Annotated in this window: 19 protein-coding genes; 10 read left to right on the top strand and 9 right to left on the bottom strand. The window is 60.1% G+C overall.

Annotated features, from left to right (window positions below):
• Window positions 1-18: 18 nt before the first annotated feature.
• Window positions 19-177 carry a hypothetical protein gene (locus ABTV87_RS06125; RefSeq protein ID WP_433899129.1) on the bottom strand — a complete coding sequence of 53 codons (159 nt, stop codon included), beginning with the start codon at window positions 175-177 and terminating at the stop codon, window positions 19-21.
• Window positions 178-664: 487 nt separating this feature from the next.
• On the opposite strand from ABTV87_RS06125, the gene ABTV87_RS06120 reads away from it, so the two are divergent.
• Complete coding sequence (locus tag ABTV87_RS06120; protein WP_433899128.1) at window positions 665-991, top strand: DUF3077 domain-containing protein; 327 nt, start codon at window positions 665-667, stop codon at window positions 989-991.
• 67 nt (window positions 992-1,058) lie between these two features.
• On the opposite strand, the gene ABTV87_RS06115 is transcribed toward ABTV87_RS06120, so the two are convergent.
• Window positions 1,059-2,900, bottom strand: a complete 1,842-nt coding sequence (locus ABTV87_RS06115) for a potassium transporter Kup (RefSeq protein ID WP_433899835.1) — start codon at window positions 2,898-2,900, stop codon at window positions 1,059-1,061.
• A gap of 347 nt (window positions 2,901-3,247) precedes the next feature.
• Between ABTV87_RS06115 and rimO the strand changes: the two genes are divergently transcribed.
• The 6 genes from rimO (at window position 3,248) to tsaA (ending at window position 8,279) form a co-directional block, all read left to right on the top strand.
• A complete protein-coding gene (gene rimO, locus ABTV87_RS06110) occupies window positions 3,248-4,585 on the top strand; it encodes a 30S ribosomal protein S12 methylthiotransferase RimO (RefSeq protein WP_007954955.1) in 1,338 nt (445 codons plus the stop codon).
• Between the two features lie 112 nt (window positions 4,586-4,697).
• Window positions 4,698-5,171: a GNAT family N-acetyltransferase gene (locus ABTV87_RS06105; protein ID WP_085605315.1), complete on the top strand. Its 474-nt coding sequence runs from the start codon at window positions 4,698-4,700 to the stop codon at window positions 5,169-5,171.
• A gap of 192 nt (window positions 5,172-5,363) precedes the next feature.
• The gene (locus ABTV87_RS06100; RefSeq protein WP_011332751.1) at window positions 5,364-6,074 is read left to right on the top strand and encodes an rRNA pseudouridine synthase; all 711 of its coding nucleotides are present in this window, start codon (window positions 5,364-5,366) and stop codon (window positions 6,072-6,074) included.
• Between the two features lie 73 nt (window positions 6,075-6,147).
• Entirely contained in the window at window positions 6,148-6,615 is a 468-nt protein-coding gene (locus ABTV87_RS06095; protein WP_007954948.1) for a DUF1456 family protein, read from the top strand.
• A 135-nt stretch (window positions 6,616-6,750) separates the two neighbouring features.
• Window positions 6,751-7,521: an SDR family oxidoreductase gene (locus ABTV87_RS06090; RefSeq protein WP_433899127.1), complete on the top strand. Its 771-nt coding sequence runs from the start codon at window positions 6,751-6,753 to the stop codon at window positions 7,519-7,521.
• Window positions 7,522-7,580: 59 nt separating this feature from the next.
• Window positions 7,581-8,279, top strand: coding sequence for a tRNA (N6-threonylcarbamoyladenosine(37)-N6)-methyltransferase TrmO (gene tsaA / locus ABTV87_RS06085; protein ID WP_273902422.1), 699 nt, complete (start codon window positions 7,581-7,583; stop codon window positions 8,277-8,279).
• 69 nt (window positions 8,280-8,348) lie between these two features.
• Here the strand turns inward: tsaA and fpr are convergent, their stop codons facing one another.
• Complete coding sequence (gene fpr, locus ABTV87_RS06080) at window positions 8,349-9,128, bottom strand: ferredoxin-NADP reductase (protein WP_007908723.1); 780 nt, start codon at window positions 9,126-9,128, stop codon at window positions 8,349-8,351.
• A 144-nt stretch (window positions 9,129-9,272) separates the two neighbouring features.
• On the opposite strand from fpr, the gene ABTV87_RS06075 reads away from it, so the two are divergent.
• Window positions 9,273-10,199, top strand: a complete 927-nt coding sequence (locus ABTV87_RS06075; protein ID WP_007954941.1) for a LysR family transcriptional regulator — start codon at window positions 9,273-9,275, stop codon at window positions 10,197-10,199.
• Here the strand turns inward: ABTV87_RS06075 and ABTV87_RS06070 are convergent.
• From ABTV87_RS06070 to ABTV87_RS06060, 3 genes are all read right to left on the bottom strand, one after another.
• Window positions 10,196-10,558 carry a diacylglycerol kinase gene (locus ABTV87_RS06070; RefSeq protein ID WP_003222276.1) on the bottom strand — a complete coding sequence of 121 codons (363 nt, stop codon included), beginning with the start codon at window positions 10,556-10,558 and terminating at the stop codon, window positions 10,196-10,198. The genes ABTV87_RS06075 and ABTV87_RS06070 overlap by 4 nt on opposite strands.
• Before the next feature lie 75 nt (window positions 10,559-10,633).
• Window positions 10,634-11,284 (bottom strand): response regulator transcription factor ErdR, encoded by a 651-nt coding sequence (erdR, locus tag ABTV87_RS06065; RefSeq protein ID WP_007954938.1) that lies wholly within the window; start codon window positions 11,282-11,284, stop codon window positions 10,634-10,636.
• A gap of 224 nt (window positions 11,285-11,508) precedes the next feature.
• Window positions 11,509-12,252 (bottom strand): tRNA-uridine aminocarboxypropyltransferase, encoded by a 744-nt coding sequence (locus ABTV87_RS06060; protein ID WP_007954936.1) that lies wholly within the window; start codon window positions 12,250-12,252, stop codon window positions 11,509-11,511.
• 189 nt (window positions 12,253-12,441) lie between these two features.
• Here ABTV87_RS06060 and ABTV87_RS06055 point away from each other — a divergent pair, with 189 nt between their 5' ends.
• Window positions 12,442-12,867 carry a PA3611 family quorum-sensing-regulated virulence factor gene (locus ABTV87_RS06055; protein WP_064593873.1) on the top strand — a complete coding sequence of 142 codons (426 nt, stop codon included), beginning with the start codon at window positions 12,442-12,444 and terminating at the stop codon, window positions 12,865-12,867.
• Here the strand turns inward: ABTV87_RS06055 and ABTV87_RS06050 are convergent, their stop codons facing one another.
• Entirely contained in the window at window positions 12,868-13,062 is a 195-nt protein-coding gene (locus tag ABTV87_RS06050) for a hypothetical protein (RefSeq protein ID WP_007954932.1), read from the bottom strand.
• A gap of 353 nt (window positions 13,063-13,415) precedes the next feature.
• Between ABTV87_RS06050 and ABTV87_RS06045 the strand changes: the two genes are divergently transcribed.
• Window positions 13,416-14,534 carry a TIGR00730 family Rossman fold protein gene (locus ABTV87_RS06045; protein WP_007954931.1) on the top strand — a complete coding sequence of 373 codons (1,119 nt, stop codon included), beginning with the start codon at window positions 13,416-13,418 and terminating at the stop codon, window positions 14,532-14,534.
• Between the two features lie 82 nt (window positions 14,535-14,616).
• Here ABTV87_RS06045 and recX read toward each other — a convergent pair whose 3' ends face one another.
• Both recX and recA read right to left on the bottom strand, forming a co-directional pair.
• A complete protein-coding gene (gene recX / locus ABTV87_RS06040) occupies window positions 14,617-15,087 on the bottom strand; it encodes a recombination regulator RecX (protein WP_039771298.1) in 471 nt (156 codons plus the stop codon).
• 8 nt (window positions 15,088-15,095) lie between these two features.
• On the bottom strand, window positions 15,096-16,154 hold the full coding sequence (gene recA / locus ABTV87_RS06035; RefSeq protein WP_003222269.1) for a recombinase RecA: 1,059 nt from the start codon (window positions 16,152-16,154) through the stop codon (window positions 15,096-15,098).
• Window positions 16,155-16,167 lie beyond the last annotated feature (13 nt).

The raw sequence follows: 16,167 nt of genomic DNA, 5'->3' as shown, positions 1-16,167 counted from the left end.
CGAAGAGCCACGTGGAACTCAGTTAACTGTCAGCGTTTCCTGGGCGTACCTCGCCCGCATGTCGTCATGACTGATCGCTTGAGCCGGATCGAAATTGCTCAATCGTGCCTTGGCTGCCGCTTCAACCCGAAGAGTCTCGAATTCATCCAGCCTTTCTTGTTTCAAACATTTTTTCATGAGCACCCTTCTCCAAGAATGTCGCCCGTCACTCGAACTGTCCTCAGTCCTCGGACAAAGGACTGTTGCTAAGCGAAGCTCATTGAAGAATCAACACCTGCTTAGCGCACTGATTCTGTCCGACGCATAGTTTCGCTTACTTGCGGTGTCGCAATATCAGATGACGTCCGCATACCTTGTAGGCAAACTCCTAATCTCGTGTTTGGGCACTTTGCCGCCCTATTGCGCTGTTTTTCGACGGGATACTCTCCGGACGTCGCTGACCCTTTCAGCGATCGGGTGTGGTAACCCGGATAAACCAGCGCAACAGCACCCTCATCACAATCACAGACACTTTCATGCCTGTGATTTCGAGTTATGGCAGCTGTGCGTGGGACGCCTTCGGGCGTGCCGGTTTCCTTGGTTCCCGGTTTACCACCCTGCGTACAGCTGCCTCCCTTTCGTGTGGTAACGGAAGTCGCAGCTCCTCGAACCAAGGAGTAGCACCATGACCGAAACGAAATCGCCGTCCCCCGTAGACCTCACAACCATCGGTTTCACCTCTTTCCTCTACAGCTCGGATCAGGCGTTACTCAACGTTCGCTCCGGCGTCCCGATCGTCGAAGCACTGTCCCAGGCTTCAGACCTGTTGTTCCTCGCCAAATCCTTCGCCGAGGATGCCGCCTACGACAAGGAAAGCGACCGTCACGCCTGGGCCGCGCATTACCTGACGATAATCGGCAAGGCCTTGGTCGACGACGTGATGAAGGCCCTGATGCCGCGACCTGCGCGAACGAAGACCGAATCTGAGGCAGAACTGCCAGAAAGAATGTAACGGCACAAAAACGAAAAAGCCCCCGCCAGCCACAAAGCTGACGGGGGCTTTTCAGTTGTGGCGGAGGTTACATCTCCACCTGCGTCCCCAACTCAATCACCCTATTCAGCGGCAGATTGAAGAACCGCAGGTTCCCGTTGGCATTCTTCAACATGAACGCAAACAGCGCCTCACGCCAGCGGGCCATGCCTTCGAGTTTCGAGGCGATGACCGTTTCGCGGCTGAGGAAGTAGGTGGTGCGCATCGGGCTGAAGTCCAGGTCGTCGAGATGGCACAGCTTCAGTGCCTGCGGCACGTCCGGTTCGTCGGTAAACCCGAAGTGCAGGATCACCCGGAAGAAGCCTTCGCCGTGGGCTTCGACTTCGAAGCGGCGCGATGGCGGAACGCGTGGGATGTCTTCATAGACCACGGTCAGCAGCACCACTTGCTCATGCAGCACCTGGTTGTGCAGCAGGTTGTGCAACAGCGCATGCGGCACCGCGTCGGAGCGGGCGGTAAGGAACACGGCGGTGCCCTGCACGCGGTGCGGCGGCTGGACGCGGATGCTGCTGATGAAGATCGGCAGCGGCAGCGCGCCTTCGTCGAGGCGCTCGACCAGCAGTTGCTTGCCACGTTTCCAGGTGGTCATCAGCACGAACAGCGCGATACCGGCGATCACCGGGAAGGCACCGCCCTGGACGATCTTCGGCACGTTGGCGGCAAAGTACAGGCCGTCCACCAGCAGGAAGCCGATCAGCACCGGCACCGCCAGAATCGGTGGCCATTTCCACAGCAGCAGCATCACTGCCGACACCAGGATCGTGGTCATCAACATCGTGCCAGTCACGGCCACACCATAGGCCGAGGCCAGCGCGCCGGAAGATTCGAAGCCGATCACCAGCAAGACCACGCCGACCATCAGCGACCAATTCACGGCACCGATGTAGATCTGGCCCTGCTCGTCGCTCGAGGTGTGCTGGATGTACATGCGCGGGATGTAACCGAGCTGGATCGCCTGACGGGTCAGGGAGAACGCGCCAGAAATCACCGCCTGGGAGGCGATCACCGTGGCCAGGGTCGACAGACCGACCAGCGGAATCAGCGCCCAGCTCGGGGCCAGCAGGTAGAACGGGTTGCGCGCCGCTTCCGGGTTGTCCAGCAGCAAGGCGCCCTGACCGAAGTAGTTGAGCACCAGCGCCGGCAGCACCAACAGGAACCACGCACGGGCAATCGGCTTGCGGCCGAAGTGGCCCATGTCGGCGTACAGCGCTTCGGCACCGGTCAGTGCCAGCACCACGGCGCCGAGGATCGCCACGCCCATGCCCGGATGAACGGTAAAGAACCGCACCGCCCACGCCGGATTCATCGCATGCAGCACTTCGGGGGTGTGGCTGATGCCGTACACGCCGAGCGCGCCGAGGACCAGGAACCAGGTGACCATGATCGGCCCGAAAAGAATGCCGATCCGCGCCGTGCCGTGTTTCTGGATCAGAAACAGCGCCACCAGCACCACCAGCGACAGCGGCACCACCCAATGGTCAATGCCGTCGAAGGCCAGGCCCAGACCTTCAATGGCCGAGAGCACGGAAATCGCCGGGGTGATCATGCTGTCGCCATAGAACAGCGCCGCGCCGATCAGCCCGCAGACCACCAAAAGCGTGCGCAACCGCTTGCGCCCCGCCGCTGCCCGACGGGCCAGCGCGGTGAGCGCCATGATCCCGCCTTCGCCCTGGTTGTCGGCGCGCAGCACGAACATCATGTACTTGATTGAAACGACCCAGATCAGCGACCAGAAAATCAGCGACAGAATGCCGAGCACTCCGTCGTGATTGACGGGCACACCGTAAGCGCCGGAAAACACTTCTTTGAGGGTGTACAACGGGCTCGTGCCGATGTCGCCGTAAACTACCCCGACCGCCGCGACCAGCATGCTCAGCGGCTTGGTGGCCGAACCTTCGGCGCCCGCCGCGTGACTACTTGCCTGACCCATCCAACACTCCTGATTCCCAGACCGGCTTCTTATATGAAGCACTATGCTTTGTGTGCAGCATGCGCGTTTTTACGCCCTGTAACAGACGTTTTCTTGACTGTAAAAATTCAGTAAAGCGCAACGGCGCGAAGCATAGCGCAGCACTCGTCGTATTTCCCTGCATAAAGCTGGTCAAGTGCGCTGCTCGTCGCTAGAATTGCGCACTTTTTGATCAGAGGCGCAGTTCAAGCGCCCGTCCGTCGGTTCCTGAATCAGGTAATCGATGTCACAAAACACCGAGGTTAGACATGTCCACCACTCCTGCGCCGGCCAATCCAAAGGTTGGCTTCGTTTCTCTGGGTTGCCCGAAAGCACTGGTCGACTCCGAGCGCATCCTGACCCAGCTGCGCATGGAAGGCTATGACGTGGTGTCCACCTATCAGGACGCCGACGTGGTCGTGGTCAACACCTGCGGCTTCATCGACTCGGCCAAGGCCGAATCGCTGGAAGTCATCGGTGAAGCGATCAAGGAAAACGGCAAGGTCATCGTGACCGGCTGCATGGGCGTGGAAGAAGGCAATATCCGTGACGTGCACCCGAGCGTGCTGGCCGTTACCGGTCCGCAGCAGTACGAGCAAGTGGTCAACGCCGTGCACGAAGTCGTGCCGCCGAAGCAGGATCACAACCCGCTGATCGACCTGGTGCCGCCGCAAGGCATCAAGCTGACCCCGCGTCACTACGCGTACCTGAAGATTTCCGAAGGCTGCAACCACAGCTGCAGCTTCTGCATCATCCCGTCGATGCGCGGCAAACTGGTCAGCCGTCCGGTTGGTGATGTGCTCGACGAAGCCCAGCGTCTGGTCAAATCCGGCGTGAAGGAACTGCTGGTGATTTCCCAAGACACCAGCGCCTATGGCGTTGACGTCAAATACCGCACCGGTTTCTGGAACGGCGCGCCGGTGAAAACCCGCATGACCGAACTGTGCGAAGCGCTGAGCACCCTCGGCGTCTGGGTCCGTCTGCACTACGTTTACCCGTACCCGCATGTCGACGAGCTGATCCCGCTGATGGCCGCCGGCAAGATCCTGCCGTACCTGGACATCCCGTTCCAGCACGCGAGCCCGAAAGTCCTGAAGTCGATGAAACGCCCGGCGTTCGAAGACAAGACCCTGGCGCGGATCAAGAACTGGCGCGAAATCTGCCCGGACCTGATCATCCGTTCGACCTTCATCGTCGGCTTCCCCGGCGAAACCGAAGAAGACTTCCAGTACCTGCTGGACTGGCTGACCGAAGCCCAGCTCGACCGCGTCGGCTGCTTCCAGTACTCGCCGGTCGAAGGCGCACCGGCCAATGACCTGAACCTCGACATCGTTCCGGACGACGTCAAGCAGGATCGCTGGGAGCGTTTCATGGCGCACCAGCAGGCCATCAGCTCGGCGCGCCTGCAAATGCGCATCGGCCGTGAAATCGAAGTGTTGGTCGACGAAGTCGACGAGCAAGGCGCGGTCGGCCGTTGCTTCTTCGATGCCCCGGAAATCGACGGCAACGTGTTCATCGACAACGGCAGCAACCTCAAGCCGGGCGACAAGGTCTGGTGCAAGGTGACCGACGCCGACGAATACGACCTCTGGGCCGAACAGATCTAAGCGCGAAAAATACAGAAAGCCCCGCTCTCTTTTTACGAGATGCGGGGCTTTTTTACGGCTAGAGTTTGGGGTGGGAAGGACTCCCTCATCCATGACAAAGAGGCTATCGGGCATGCGTCACCACTCGGTCATCCACACGCCGAAACTCAGCGATTATCAGGAACTGACCCGGGTCTGGGAGGCCTCGGTCCGCGCGACTCATGATTTCCTGCCGGAATCCTACATCGAACTGCTGAAGAATCTGGTGCTGACCCGCTACCTCGACGCAGTGATGCTGATCTGCACCCGGGACAGCCACCAGCGCATCACCGGGTTTGCCGGGGTTGCGGCGGGCAAGATCGAAATGCTGTTCATCGACCCGGCCCATCGCGGCCAGGGCCTTGGCAAGAAACTGCTGAAGTACGCGATGGAACACCTGAACGCCGACGAACTGGACGTCAACGAACAGAACCCGCAGGCCCTGGGGTTTTACTTCAAGCAAGGGTTCGAGGTGATCGGCCGCTCGGAAGTCGATGGCATGGGCCAGCCGTATCCGCTGTTGCACATGCGCTTGCGGCAGAATCAGCAACGCTCGAACCATGCCTGACACACAACAAAACTACTGTGGGAGCGAGCTTGCTCGCGAATGCGGTGCAACAGCCACTGCAGAAATAGACTGAAAGGACGCCTTCGCGAGCAAGCTCGCTCCCACATTGAATTCAGCACCTGTAAATGCAATCGGGCTTAACCGGCCCCAGGCAGGTACAATGCCCACCCCTTTTTTGTTACGGCCCCTGTCATGACTGACCCGATTCGCCTCTCCAAACGCCTCATCGAGCTGGTCGGCTGCTCCCGCCGGGAGGCCGAGCTGTTCATCGAGGGCGGCTGGGTCACCGTGGACGGCGAAGTCATCGACGAGCCGCAATTCAAGGTCGGCGACCAGAAAGTCGAGCTCGACAAGGACGCCAAGGCCACCGCGCCGGAGCCGGTGACCATCCTGCTCAACGTGCCGGCCGGCATGGATGTCGACAGCGCCATGCAGTCGCTGAACGCCGAAACCCTCAGTGAAGAACACCGCTACGGCAAGCGTCCGCTGCGCGGGCATTTCTTGCGCCTGACCGCCAGCGCCGACCTGCAACCCAAGGCCAGCGGCCTGCTGGTGTTCACCCAGGACTGGAAGGTGTTGCGCAAGCTCACCGCCGACGCGGCCAAGATCGAGCAGGAATACGTGGTCGAAGTCGAAGGCGACATGGTTGCCCACGGCCTCAACCGTCTGCAGCACGGCCTCACCCACAAGGGCAAGGAGCTGCCGCCGGTCAAGGCCAGCTGGCAGAACGAAAACCGTCTGCGCTTCGCCATGAAGAACCCGCAGCCGGGGATCATCGCCCAGTTCTGCGAAGCGGTCGGCCTGAAAGTTATCGGCATTCGCCGCATCCGCATCGGCGGCGTGTCCATCGGCAAGGTGCCGGTCGGCCAATGGCGCTACCTGTCCGGCAAAGAGAAATTCTAAGGCTCGCGAGCCACCCTACATTTCCGGCATCGCGCCCGCGCGATGCCCACAGCGAACAATCAGGATTGCACACATGGTTCACAACGACGTTCTGCGCAGCGTGCGCTACATGCTCGACATCAGCGACAAGAAAGTGGTCGAGATCATCAAACTCGGCGGCCTGGACGTCACGCTTGCCGATGTCGTGACGTACCTCGACAAGAAAGAAGAAGACGAAGAAGGTTTCGTGCGCTGCCCGGACGAAGTCATCGCGCACTTCCTCGACGGTCTGGTGATCTTCAAGCGCGGCAAGGACGAAAGCCGTCCGCCGCTGCCGATCGAACTGCCGGTGACCAACAACATCATCCTGAAAAAGCTGCGCGTGGCCTTCGAACTGAAAGAAGACGACATGCACGCGATCCTCAAGGCTGCCGAGTTCCCGGTGTCCAAGCCTGAGCTGAGCGCGCTGTTCCGCAAGGTTGGCCACACCAACTACCGTCCGTGCGGTGATCAGTTGCTGCGCAATTTCCTCAAGGGCCTGACCCTGCGCGTTCGCGGTTGATTTTTTTTGCAAAAACAAAACGGCGACTTCGGTCGCCGTTTTCATGCATGCCCCTCCATTCCTTCCAAAAATAGTGGCTCCGCTTTTCGCGGCCGGCGACTAGGGTGTACTGAACCCTAGCCCTCAGGATTCGCCATGCACCCGTATTTCTCCCTGCAAGGCCGCACCGCCCTGGTGACCGGCGGCACCCGTGGTATCGGCAAAATGATCGCCAAGGCCTTTGTCGAGGCCGGCGCCCGCGTGTACGTCTGCTCCCGTGACGCGGAAGCCTGTCATCAAACCGCTGAAGAACTCAGTGCCCTGGGCACTTGTCTGGGCGTGGCGGCGAATCTGGCGACGGAAGAAGGCGTGAAAGAGTTGGCCGTGCGACTGGGCGAGCAAATCACCCACCTGGACATTCTGGTCAACAACGCCGGCACCACCTGGGGCGCGCCGCTGGAGAGCTACCCGGTCAAGGGTTGGGAGAAAGTCATGCAGCTCAACGTGACCTCGGTGTTCAGTTGCATCCAGCAATTTCTACCGTTGCTGCGCCAATCCGGGTCGGCGGCCAATCCGGCGCGGATCATCAATATCGGCTCGGTGGCGGGGATTTCTTCCTTCGGCGAACAGGCCTACGCCTACGGGCCGAGCAAGGCGGCCCTGCATCAACTGTCACGGATTCTCGCCCGGGAACTGGTGAGCCAGCACATCAACGTCAACGTCATCGCACCGGGGCGCTTTCCGAGCAAGATGACCCAGCACATCGGCAGTGACCAGCAGGCGCTGGCCGAAGACACTGCGCTGATCCCGATGAAACGCTGGGGCCGCGAGGAAGAAATGGCGGCGCTGGCAATCAGCCTGGCGAGTACCGCCGGGGCGTACATGACCGGGAATATCATTCCGCTGGATGGCGGGTTCAGTCTTTAGGTCGGCGACACGGCCGGACGGGTTATCATGCCCGCCCTGCTCCGCTTCGAATGCACACCATGACTTACAGCGTCTCCCCCATCGGCTTCGTCCGCTCCTGCTTCAAGGAGAAGTTCGCCATCCCGCGCCAGCCGCAATTGGCCCCCGCTGCCCGTGGCGTGCTGGAACTGGTGGCGCCGTTCGATCAGGGCGACGCGGTGCAAGGTCTGGAGCAGGTCAGCCATGTCTGGCTGCTGTTCCTGTTCCATCAGGCGCTGGAAGACAAGCCGCGCCTCAAAGTCCGACCTCCGCGCCTCGGTGGCAACAAGTCCATGGGCGTGTTCGCCACCCGCGCCACGCACCGGCCGAACGGCATCGGCCAGTCGGTGGTGAAGCTGGACAAGGTCGAGGCCAATCGCCTGTTCATCTCCGGCATCGACCTGCTGGACGGCACGCCGATTCTCGACATCAAACCCTACGTGCCGTACGCCGACATCATTGCTGACGCCTCCAACAGCATCGCCAGTGCCGCGCCGCAACTGATCGACGTGCAGTGGACGGACGCGGCGCTGCAACAGGCGCACACGCACGCTCAGCGCCTGGCCGAGCCGCTGGTCGAACTGATCGAGCAGTGCCTGGCCCAGGATCCGCGTCCGGCGTATCAGACGCCCGCGCCAGAGCGCGAATACGGCGCGCAGTTCTGGGATCTGGACGTGCGCTGGCATTACCCTGTGCCTGAGCAGATCCGCGTCCTGGAAGTCATCCCCGCCGCTGACTGAATTCCAAAAACGAAAAAGCCCGCGCTGCCTTCTCAGGCAACGCGGGCTTTTCTGTCGGCATCGTCAGGATTATTTCTCGACGAATGCACGCTCGATCAGGTAGTCACCCGGCTCGCGCATACGCGCCGAGATCTTCAGACCGAAGCTGTCGAGCACTTCGCTGGTCTCGTCGAGCATGCTCGGGCTGCCGCAGATCATCGCGCGGTCGTCCTGCGGGTTGATCGGTGGCAGGCCGATGTCGCTGAACAGCTTCCCGCTGCGCATCAGGTCGGTCAGACGGCCCTGATTCTCGAACGGCTCGCGAGTCACGGTCGGGTAGTAGATCAGCTTGTCACGCAGCGCTTCGCCGAAGAACTCGTTCTGCGGCAGGTGCTCGGTGATGAATTCGCGGTAGGCGACTTCGTTGACGTAGCGAACACCGTGAACCAGGATCACTTTTTCGAAGCGCTCGTAGGTTTCCGGGTCCTGGATCACGCTCATGAACGGCGCCAGACCGGTGCCGGTGCTCAGCAGGTACAGGTGCTTGCCCGGGTTCAGGTCGTCCAGCACCAGGGTGCCTGTCGGTTTTTTCGAGATGATGATCTCGTCGCCTTCCTTCAGGTGCTGCAGCTGGGAGGTCAGCGGACCGTCCTGCACCTTGATGCTGAAGAACTCGAGATGCTCTTCCCAGTTCGGGCTGGCGATCGAGTAAGCGCGCATAAGCGGGCGGCCGTTGGGCTGTTGCAGGCCGATCATCACGAACTGACCGTTCTCGAAGCGCAGGCCCGGATCGCGGGTGCACTTGAAGCTGAACAGAGTGTCGTTCCAGTGATGAACACTGAGGACACGCTCGTGGTTCATGTTGCTCATGTACGTGGGACTCCTGGAGATTGATCTGCGCCTGCCCGGCTCGTGTTGAAGAATGCCGACGGTGCGCAATTGCATCGCATTCTAATAGCGCCGACAATATCTGTTAACTGAATTATTAAGATAAGGGTTATCGGTTATATCGATATGCGATTTACTCTTCGTCAACTGCAAGTCTTCGTCGCTGTCGCCCAGCAGGAAAGCGTGTCCCGCGCTGCGGGTCTGCTCAACCTGTCGCAATCGGCCGCCAGCACTTCCATCACCGAACTGGAGCGCCAATCCAGCTGCCAGCTGTTCGATCGCGCCGGCAAACGCTTGAGCCTCAACGCCCTCGGCAAACAGTTGTTGCCGCAAGCGGTGGCCATGCTCGATCAGGCCAAGGAAATCGAAGACCTGCTCAACGGCAAATCCGGTTTCGGCTCGCTGTCGGTGGGCGCGACCCTGACCATCGGCAATTACCTGGCGACCCTGCTGATCGGCGGTTTCATGCAGCGCCACCCCGAAAGCCAGGTGAAGCTGCATGTGCAGAACACTGCCAATATCGTGCAACAAGTGGCTCATTACGAAATTGATCTGGGTCTAATCGAAGGCGATTGCAGCCACCCGGACATCGAAGTGCAGAGCTGGGTCGAGGATGAACTGGTGGTGTTCTGCGCCCCGCAGCATCCGTTGGCCAAGCGCGGCAGCGCGACCATGGAAGAGTTGACGCACGAAGCGTGGATTTTGCGGGAACAGGGTTCGGGGACGCGCCTGACCTTCGATCAGGCGATGCGGCATCACCGCAGTGCGCTGAACATCCGGCTGGAGCTGGAACACACCGAAGCGATCAAACGCGCGGTGGAATCAGGTCTGGGGATTGGCTGTATTTCACGTCTGGCGCTGCGTGACGCCTTCCGGCGCGGCAGCCTGGTGCCGGTGGAGACGCCGGATCTGGATCTGGCCCGACAGTTCTACTTCATCTGGCACAAGCAGAAGTACCAGACCTCCGCCATGCGCGAATTCCTCGACCTGTGCCGCGCCTTCACCGCCGGGGTGCAGCGCAGCGACGAGATCGTTCTGCCGAGCATCGCTTAAAGCAGAATCACCGCCCACACCAGGGCGATCATGCTCAGTGCCACGAATTGCGCGGCACTGCCCATGTCCTTGGCGTTCTTGGACAGCGGGTGCAACTCCAGCGAGATGCGGTCGATGGCCGCCTCCACCGCCGAATTCAACAGCTCGACGATCAAAGCCAGCAGGCACACGGCGATCAGCAACGCCTGCTCGACCCGGCTGACATTGAGGAAAAACGTCAGCGGAATCAGCACCACGTTGAGCAGCACCAGTTGGCGGAAAGCCGCTTCGCCGGTGAAAGCGGCGCGCAAGCCGTCCAGCGAGTAACCGGAAGCGTTGAGGATGCGTTTCAGGCCCGTCTGGCCCTTGAAAGGTGACATAAAGTAGATAACCGACCGAAAGGAAGTGGGGAAGCTAGATCAACGAAAGTCAAAAAAGCGTGAAGACGCCAGTGCTTACTGGCTCGGAATTGACTCAAGTTGTTGCAGCAGTAAAGCTGCCTGGGTCCGGGTCCGCACGTTCAACTTGCGAAAAATCGCCGTGACGTGGGCCTTGATGGTCGCTTCGGACACGCTCAGCTCGTAGGCGATCTGCTTGTTCAGCAAACCTTCGCAGACCATGGTCAACACGCGGAACTGCTGCGGTGTCAGGCTCGCAAGGCCATCGCTGGCGGCTTTGGCTTCATCCGAAACGCTGACCGCTTCGAACGCCTGGGGCGGCCAGAACACGTCGCCATCCAGCACTTTGCGCACCGCTTCCTGAATCACGCTCAGGTCGCTGGACTTGGGAATGAAGCCACTGGCGCCGAACTCCCGGGACTTGACCATCACCGAGGCTTCTTCCTGGGCCGAAACCATCACCACCGGAATCTGCGGGTACTGACCGCGCAGCATCACCAGCCCGGAAAACCCGAAAGCGCCCGGCATGTTCAGGTCCAGCAGCACCAGATCCCAGTCAGCCTTTTCGGTCAGGCGGGTTTCCAGCTCGGCGATGCTCGCCACCTCCACCATGCGTACGTCCGGGCCAAGGCCCATCGTCACCGCTTGATGCAGTGCGCTACGAAAAAGAGGGTGATCATCGGCAATCAGGATGTCGTATGTGGCCATTTTTCAAATGATCCTGTTTTTGATGGCGGGCCCGCGCATTCGGGCCTCACCAAAGCAAATCCAGATACCGCCCGGCAGCGGCATCCACAGGGGCACGTTCAACGCCAATCACGAACAAAAACGGCGTTTCAAACCTTGGCCGCACCCCAATCGGCGCCAAGCATGACCAGCGAAGCCTAGGTGGTCAAGCCGCACGGCCACTGCTTTAGCAGTATGGGCCAGGATCAGGCCGGTACTGGCGCCGCGTTTCGGATATAGGGCAGCAATTCAGCGTGGGCCGGCGTCGACACATTGACGTCCAGTTGCTGCTTGGCCCCCAGGTAATGCTGGCTGAACACATCGAAATAGGCATCCAGCGCCGACGCCGCGTCCGAATCGCCGGCCAGTTCCAGGCACAGCGCCGCCACTTCGGCGGTGCACAGGTGCTCGCTGCGGGTCGAGCGGCGCAGGCGATAGCGCGAGAGTTTGTCGGGCAACAGGCTCAGAATCGGCAAACGGTCGAAATACGGGCTCTTGCGGAAAATCTTCCGGGCTTCGGTCCAGGTCGCGTCCAGCAGAATGAACAGCGGACGCTTGCTGCTATCGAGGTCCACGGTGTTGGTGACCCGCGAAGGTTCGACGTACTCGCCGGGAAACACCAGATACGGCTGCCATTGCGGGTCGTTCAGCAGTGCCAGCAGTTGTTCGTCGGGCTCTGTCCGCGACCAGATGAAGGCATGGTTGTCGCGCACGATGTCGGCGATCAGCCAGCCGGTATTGCTGGGTTTGAACACTTCCTTGCCGGTCATGATCAGGCAAACACCCGAGCGTGTATCGACGGTTGGCCGCCAGGCGCACAGGCAATGGCTGATGATCACCCGGCAATCGCGGCAACGCGGAGAGCGAAAACCACGGGCCTGGATCGGCTTGATGCCTTCGTCCTCGCGCTGGTCGCGCAGGCGGGCCACGGCGTTGGGGGCATGATTCATCGCAGGCGGCACCGGCAGACAGGAAAACTCGACACGAACGACACTCGGCAGGGCAATAAAGGCCGGCAGTTTAACAGAGCGACGGGCACAAGCCTGTACCCTCCCGACCGGCTCCCCTATAATTCGCCGCCACTGAACGCACAGTCACGTGGCTGGTCGAACCACCAGTCACTGAACCAGGAGAGTTTCATGCTGCGCCTTATCGTTCCCACCGCTGCCATTCTGCTGGCCTCGTCCTTCAGCGCTCAGGCTGCATCCCTGAGTGAGCAGAATCTGAACCGAGAGCTGCGCAATGTCGCCGCACAAAGCAGCGTCGGCACGCCACGGGCGATCAACGAAGACATTCTTGATCAGGGCTACACCGTCGAAGGCACCACGCTGGTCAATCACCTGAGCGTGCAAAAGAGCCACGCCGACAAAATGCGCGCCGATCCCAAAGCCGTGTATTTCCAGCTGGGCGCCTCGGTCTGCAACAACCCGTCGTACCGCAAGCTGATGGCCAAGGGTGCGATCATGCGTTACGACTTCACCGAAGTGAAAAGCAACAAGGCGATCGGTTCCGCCAGCTACCAGGAATCGGATTGCCCGAAAGCGGCTCCAGCGAAGAAGAAGTAATCATCGCGACGTAGCGCGCCGCTGTTCATCCTCGGCGCGCAGTTCGGCCAGCAAGGCCTGCAAGTAACGCGAGCGGCGATCCCCTCCCGCCAGGCGTCGGCAGCACTCCTCTTCGAGACTCACATGATTGGTCTCGGCCGATGCTTTCAACAACCGATACAGCTGCGTATCGATCTCCAGAATCACTCTGGTCATGTGTCCTGCCTCCTTGCCACCCGCAAATCCTTGAATAGCGTGCACCTTGCGTACGGTCGTTGACGCAAAGTTGTCGTACGGCGCCTTTAACTTAGTAAATCAGAGCATTCAGCCCTCGACGTGGCATCGGACGAGCGGTGAAAACACTTCGCAAAGCAGCAATAAGCAGTTGCCAAGAAAGACTTTGCGGCTCAATGCTCAATGAGCGAAAAATGCTTTGAGGGTCTAGATTCAAAGTATTCCCGTTCATTTTATTAACGGCAGGAAAGGAGCTGTCGGACGTTTGTTTTCTTGCAGCGCGGCACTGACGCCGCACGTCAGGGCCGAAAGCTCTGTGCAGAAGGAGAAGTTGCATGCCTTACCAACCGAATGACCTGCTCAGCCGTCATTTTCAGGAAAGCGGCCACGACCTCATCAGCAAGGTCGAAGAACAACTCAACCTGGTATCACCCAACAGCCCGAATTCCCCCATCTACCGCGACATGATCCTGACCGTGCTGCGCATGGCCCAGGAAGACCATAATCGCTGGAACGCCAAGATCACCCTGCAAGCCCTGCGCGAACTGGAGCAGGCGTTTCGCACGCTTGAACAGTTCAAGGGGCGACGCAAGGTCACGGTGTTCGGTTCGGCTCGCACACCGGTCGAACATCCCCTTTACGCCATGGCTCGGGAACTCGGAGCCTCGCTTGCCCGCTCGAACATGATGGTCATCACCGGTGCCGGCGGCGGAATCATGGCCGCGGCTCATGAAGGTGCCGGTCGCGATCACAGCCTGGGGTTCAACATCACCCTGCCCTTCGAACAACATGCCAACCCCACCGTGGACGGCACCAACAACCTGCTGCCGTTCCATTTCTTCTTCACCCGCAAGCTGTTCTTCGTCAAGGAAGCCGATGCGCTGGTGTTGTGCCCCGGCGGGTTCGGCACTCTGGATGAAGCACTCGAAGTGCTCACGTTGATCCAGACCGGCAAAAGCCCGCTGGTGCCGGTGGTGCTGCTGGACGCACCGGGCGGGACGTTCTGGCAAGGCGCGCTGGACTTCATCCGTCAGCAACTGGAGGAAAACCGCTACATTCTGCCGACCGACCTGAAGCTGATCCGTCTGGTCTACAACGTTGAAGAGGCGGTGGAGCAGATCAACCAGTTCTACGGCAACTTCCACTCCAGCCGCTGGCTCAAGCGCCAGTTTGTCATTCGCATGAACCACAAACTGAGCGATCAGGCCCTGGACCATATGCAGGAAGCGTTTGCCGATCTGTGCCTGAGCGACCAATTCCATCAACACGCCTACGCCGGCGAAGAGCACGACGAGGCCCAATTTAGCCACCTGACGCGTCTGGCATTCGCCTTCAATGCCCGGGATCACGGGCGTCTGCGGGAGCTGGTGGACTATATCAACCTGCCGGAAAACTGGGCCCAGTCCAAACCCCAAACCGCGCAACGCACCCGCGAACCGTCGAAGGTAACGTGAAGGCAAAAAAAAACGGCCCGCTATCGAAATAGCGGGCCGTTTTTTATTTTTTTAGATGAAGCTGAGCTGAAGCTGGACCGATTTAATCGTCCATCCCTCTGCCGCTGAACAAGCGATTGATCATCTCCATCGAGAATCCCCGGTACGCCAGGAATCGACCTTGTCTGGCGCGTTCCTTGGCATCGCCGGGAAGCTGTCCGGAGAACTTCCGTTGCCACGTGTCCGTTAGTTGCTCCTGCCAGTTGATACCGCTTTCGCGCAAGGCGAGTTCGATATCGGCGCGTTGCAAACCGCGCTGGCTCAGTTCTTCGCGAATCCGCAGTGGGCCGTAACCGGAGCGGGCGCGATAGGAGACAAAGCTTTCAAGATAACGGGCTTCGGAAAGCAGCCCTTCTTCCGTCAAACGGTCGAGGGCTGTTTCGATCATCTCGGGGGGAGCGCCACGCTGACGCAGTTTGCGCGTCAGCTCGACTCGACCATGCTCGCGGCGTGCGAGCAGGTCCATGGCGGTTCGCCGCACCGCGACGAGGGTATCGAGTACGGCGGTTGTCATCGGTGCAATCAGATGTCAGCGTCAGCCAGATCGTCTTCGGTCTCTTTGACCGCAGAAGCCTTGGAGTCGGCGATCACGGCTGGCGACAGCAGTTTGTCACGCAGTTGCTTCTCGAGCTTGGCCGCGACTTCCGGGTTGTCCGCCAGGAACTTGGCCGAGTTGGCCTTGCCCTGACCGATCTTGGTGCCTTCGTAGGCATACCAGGCGCCGGACTTCTCGACGAAACCGTGCAGTACGCCCAGGTCGATCATCTCGCCGTTCAGGTAGATACCCTTGCCGTAGAGAATCTGGAACTCGGCCTGACGGAACGGTGAAGCCACCTTGTTCTTCACAACCTTGACGCGGGTTTCGCTGCCGACCACTTCGTCGCCTTCCTTCACCGCGCCAGTACGGCGGATGTCGAGACGAACCGAGGCGTAGAACTTCAGCGCGTTACCACCGGTGGTGGTTTCCGGGCTGCCGAACATCACGCCGATCTTCATGCGGATCTGGTTGATGAAGATCACCAGGCAGTTGGCGTTCTTGATGTTACCGGTGATTTTACGCAGTGCCTGGGACATCAGACGGGCTTGCAGGCCCACGTGCATGTCACCCATTTCGCCTTCGATTTCAGCCTTTGGCACCAGAGCGGCCACGGAGTCGACGATGATCACGTCAACGGCGTTGGAGCGCACCAGCATGTCGGTGATTTCCAGGGCCTGTTCGCCGGTGTCCGGCTGGGAAACCAGCAGGTCGTCAACGTTGACGCCCAGCTTGCCGGCGTACTCAGGATCGAGGGCGTGTTCGGCGTCGACGAAGGCGCAGGTCGCACCGGCTTTTTGAGCCTGGGCGATCACGGACAGCGTCAGTGTGGTTTTACCGGAAGATTCAGGACCGTAGATTTCAACGATACGGCCTTTTGGCAGGCCGCCGATGCCGAGTGCGATGTCCAGACCCAGAGAGCCGGTGGAAATGGCCGGGATCGCCTGACGGTCCTGATCGCCCATACGCATTACGGCACCCTTGCCGAATTGACGTTCGATCTGACCCAGGGCCGCAGCCAAGGCTTTCTTCTTGTTGTCGTCCATTAAAGTCCTCACG

Origin of the sequence: Pseudomonas sp. PSE1(2024) (assembly GCF_050990555.1) — a bacterium.
Classification (GTDB): Bacteria; Pseudomonadota; Gammaproteobacteria; order Pseudomonadales; family Pseudomonadaceae; genus Aquipseudomonas; species Aquipseudomonas aphyarum.
This window is presented reverse-complemented; position numbering and strand designations above follow the sequence as displayed.

Coding starts and splice junctions, on each gene's coding strand:
- ABTV87_RS06075 (WP_007954941.1), top strand. CDS start 9,273: ATGCGATTTACTCTTCGTCAACTGCAAGTCTTCGTCGCTGTCGCCCAG.
- ABTV87_RS06100 (WP_011332751.1), top strand. CDS start 5,364: ATGACTGACCCGATTCGCCTCTCCAAACGCCTCATCGAGCTGGTCGGC.
- erdR (WP_007954938.1), bottom strand. CDS start 11,284: ATGGCCACATACGACATCCTGATTGCCGATGATCACCCTCTTTTTCGT.
- ABTV87_RS06045 (WP_007954931.1), top strand. CDS start 13,416: ATGCCTTACCAACCGAATGACCTGCTCAGCCGTCATTTTCAGGAAAGC.
- ABTV87_RS06055 (WP_064593873.1), top strand. CDS start 12,442: ATGCTGCGCCTTATCGTTCCCACCGCTGCCATTCTGCTGGCCTCGTCC.
- ABTV87_RS06060 (WP_007954936.1), bottom strand. CDS start 12,252: ATGAATCATGCCCCCAACGCCGTGGCCCGCCTGCGCGACCAGCGCGAG.
- fpr (WP_007908723.1), bottom strand. CDS start 9,128: ATGAGCAACATGAACCACGAGCGTGTCCTCAGTGTTCATCACTGGAAC.
- recX (WP_039771298.1), bottom strand. CDS start 15,087: ATGACAACCGCCGTACTCGATACCCTCGTCGCGGTGCGGCGAACCGCC.
- tsaA (WP_273902422.1), top strand. CDS start 7,581: ATGACTTACAGCGTCTCCCCCATCGGCTTCGTCCGCTCCTGCTTCAAG.
- ABTV87_RS06120 (WP_433899128.1), top strand. CDS start 665: ATGACCGAAACGAAATCGCCGTCCCCCGTAGACCTCACAACCATCGGT.
- ABTV87_RS06095 (WP_007954948.1), top strand. CDS start 6,148: ATGGTTCACAACGACGTTCTGCGCAGCGTGCGCTACATGCTCGACATC.
- ABTV87_RS06125 (WP_433899129.1), bottom strand. CDS start 177: ATGAAAAAATGTTTGAAACAAGAAAGGCTGGATGAATTCGAGACTCTT.
- rimO (WP_007954955.1), top strand. CDS start 3,248: ATGTCCACCACTCCTGCGCCGGCCAATCCAAAGGTTGGCTTCGTTTCT.
- ABTV87_RS06115 (WP_433899835.1), bottom strand. CDS start 2,900: ATGCTGGTCGCGGCGGTCGGGGTAGTTTACGGCGACATCGGCACGAGC.
- ABTV87_RS06090 (WP_433899127.1), top strand. CDS start 6,751: ATGCACCCGTATTTCTCCCTGCAAGGCCGCACCGCCCTGGTGACCGGC.
- ABTV87_RS06070 (WP_003222276.1), bottom strand. CDS start 10,558: ATGTCACCTTTCAAGGGCCAGACGGGCCTGAAACGCATCCTCAACGCT.
- ABTV87_RS06050 (WP_007954932.1), bottom strand. CDS start 13,062: ATGACCAGAGTGATTCTGGAGATCGATACGCAGCTGTATCGGTTGTTG.
- recA (WP_003222269.1), bottom strand. CDS start 16,154: ATGGACGACAACAAGAAGAAAGCCTTGGCTGCGGCCCTGGGTCAGATC.
- ABTV87_RS06105 (WP_085605315.1), top strand. CDS start 4,698: ATGCGTCACCACTCGGTCATCCACACGCCGAAACTCAGCGATTATCAG.